Source organism: Streptomyces albidoflavus (genome assembly GCF_000719955.1).
In the GTDB taxonomy this organism is placed as follows: Bacteria; Actinomycetota; Actinomycetes; order Streptomycetales; family Streptomycetaceae; genus Streptomyces; species Streptomyces albidoflavus.
The window spans coordinates 1-2,827 of the sequence record NZ_JOII01000082.1 but is presented as its reverse complement, the minus strand read 5'-3'; the positions used below and the strand labels follow the sequence as shown (position 1 = coordinate 2,827).

Sequence of the window (2,827 nt, the reverse complement as noted above, 5' to 3'; positions counted from 1 at the left end):
GGGTCGGGTGGGGGGCGTTCGACGTGCCGGCCAGGTCGGCTGCGGGGAGGGGGAGGCCGATGCCTAGGCCGATGAGCAAGGCCGGGGTGGTGGGGGCGGGCTGCGGCAGGGGTGGGGGAGGGCAGGGCTTGCCCTCAGCCGCAAGGCTGCTCGGCGTCCCTCTTTCGATGTGCTTTCCGGTCACGATGCCCGCTCCGCTCCTTGGCTCAGATCCACTGGGTACTCACCAGAGGTAACCGGTTGTTGACGGTCTGCGGGTACCGTGAAGCTGAGGTGCGACCGTGAACACCGTGAATGCCATGAGCTGTCAGGAGTTGAGTACATGGCCACGAGGAAGCGCACGCCCAACCCGGCCCTGGCCGACCTGCTCGACCAGGCACGTTGGACGCGCACGCAGTTGGCACAGCAGGTCAACCGGCTCGGCCCGCAGGCTGGGCTCCACCTGACCTACGACCGAACGGCCGTTGCGCACTGGATCGCGGGAACGCCGCCGAAACCCGAGGTCAGGCCGCTGATTCTGGAGGCACTCTCAGCTCGGCTCGGAAGGCCCGTCACGCATGAGGAGGCCGGGCTCGTCCCGGCTTCGTCCACCGAAGGCGCGCGCTCGGTCGACACTGTGGAGGAACTGATCGACCTAGGAAGGGCGGACATGGACCCGTCACGCCGGAAGCTCCTCGCCACCGCGACTCTGTTCTCCGCCGCGCTCTCCGTGCCCGCCTTCCAGCAGACGGCACGCGCCGCCGACGGCACGGCCTCGCCGGCCAAGGCCATCAGCCGGATCGGTCCGTCGCAGGTCACCGCCGTCCGGGCTATGACGGAGCGCATCGCGGACATCCTCGACGAGCTGGGCGCGGGCCACGCGCGCCCCATGGCCGCCGCCTTCCTCGTCAACACGGTCGGTCCGTGGCTCCGGGCCGACGCCACCGAGCCCGTACGGCGCGACATGCTCGCCGCCGCCTCGGACCTGACGTACCTGACCGGCTGGATGGCCATGTACGAGAAGGCGCACGGTCTCGGCCAGACCTACTACACGAAGGCGCTCAAGCTCGCCGACGAGGCGGGCGACCACGCCACCTACTGCCGCACCCTGCGCGGCATGTCCCTCCAGGCGTCGAGTCTCGGCCACGGCCGGATGGCCCTCGAACTGGCCGATTCCGCCGCCGAGGCCGCGCCGTCCGCCGGGCCGCGTCTCGTGGCGTTCCTCCGGGGCCAGCAGGCGCACGCCGCCTCCATGGTGGGCGACCGCAACCAGGCCCACTCCCGGCTCCGCGAGGCGGAATCGGCCCTGGCCAGGGCCGACAACCGACGTGACGCGGTGGGCGGCTACGACCAGACGGCGTACCTCTTCCACGTCTCCCACGTGCTGATGGAGGAGGGCGACCACGCGGGCTCCATCAAGGCCCTGAAGCACTCCATCCGCGTCCAGGCACCCCAGGAACGACAGGGCCGCGTCCACGCCTACGCCACCCTCGCCCAACGCCAGCTCCGCCACGGCCACCTGGACGCCTCGTGCGACTCGTGGGGCCGGTTCCTGGACGAGTACGAGCATGTGGCCTCGGTTCGCGGGGACGAACATTTCGCCACGATGCGCCGGGACTTGGCGCCGCATGCGAAGGTCCGCGCGGTGAAGGAGCTGGCGGGGCGGGCTCGGGAGGTGTCGGCGGCGAAGGCGTAGGGGGACGGGGTGGCTCTGCGTTCCTGGTGGGTTGCTTCAAGGGGGCGCCCGTTTCGAGCACCGGGTTGGGCTTCGCGCATGCCGGGGGGATTCGGGGCGGCCCTGCGCTCCATCCCTTCCGGAAGCCCCACCGTGCAGACCTGGACCGAGCACACCGCAGCCTGGAGGACGGCAACATGACCACGGCACCGACTGTCGAACTGCGACGTTCCACCAGCCTGGACGACGTACGCGAGGACATGGTCGAGGTCTACGCGGAGGTGCGAGCCCCGCTCCTGCACCTCCCGAATTACACGACGCTCGTCTTTGGCGAGCGCCTGGACCGGCACGGCCGCGAACCCGGCTTCGTCGCCGTGCTCGCCTACTCCGAGGGCAAGCCGGTCGGCTACGCGTACGCCAACCGCATCGAGCACGGCGACCGGTATTGGCAGCGCACCACCCCGGCCCCTGGCGACGAGTACACCGCGCAGCCGACGCTCGCCCTCAAGGAGATCGGAGTACGACCCGCTTGGCGCGGGACAGGCACCGCCCGACGCATCCACGACGAACTCCTCGCCGCCAGCGACGACCGGTACGTGACTCTGATGGTCAACTCCTCGGCAGGAAACGGGAAGGTGCATGCCCTGTACCGCTCGTGGGGGTACGAGGACATCGGTACTAGCCAGCCTTCGCCGGCCTCGCCTCAGCTGACGGTGATGGTGCGGGCGGTGAGGTGAGGCACAACACGCTGGACCAGTCCATGGCGAACCACTCTGCCCTCGCGGGGACCACGCTTCCACGTCGTCCCAGGTCTGGCCGGTGACCGGACCCCCCCGGCCCTCGTGGGGGCCACTGCCTCTGGCACGGATGCGGCCTCATCGGAACACCCCCACTCTCGCGGGGACCACGACCTCGCCCACTACCGCGTTGGCGGCGGCCCCGGAACACCCCCGCCCTCGCGGGGACCACGTGCGCACCACATACGGGATCTCCCCGTCGACCGGAACCCCCCGCCCTCGCGGGGACCACTCACCGCGGGCCTCCTCGGGAGTCTTGTCGTCCGGAACACCCCCGCCCTCGCGGGGACCACCCTTCCCCACCTGCATCTTCAGACGGCCTTTGCCATCCCTTTACCCATCGCCGCCCCCTCCCTCGCACCCCCCAACCTACGCC

Annotated in this window: 2 protein-coding genes and 1 pseudogene; 2 read left to right on the top strand and 1 reads right to left on the bottom strand. The window is 70.5% G+C overall.

Features of this window, described 5'->3' with window-relative positions:
* Positions 1 to 184 (bottom strand): annotated as a pseudogene (locus IF45_RS33690) (ATP-binding protein); the annotation flags it as partial.
* Between the two features lie 138 nt (positions 185 to 322).
* On the opposite strand from IF45_RS33690, the gene IF45_RS0130995 reads away from it, so the two are divergent.
* Both IF45_RS0130995 and IF45_RS0130990 read left to right on the top strand, forming a co-directional pair.
* Positions 323 to 1,675, top strand: a complete 1,353-nt coding sequence (locus tag IF45_RS0130995; RefSeq protein WP_008413793.1) for an NsdA family TPR-like regulatory protein — start codon at positions 323 to 325, stop codon at positions 1,673 to 1,675.
* Positions 1,676 to 1,851: 176 nt separating this feature from the next.
* Positions 1,852 to 2,391: a GNAT family N-acetyltransferase gene (locus IF45_RS0130990; RefSeq protein ID WP_030310935.1), complete on the top strand. Its 540-nt coding sequence runs from the start codon at positions 1,852 to 1,854 to the stop codon at positions 2,389 to 2,391.
* Positions 2,392 to 2,827 lie beyond the last annotated feature (436 nt).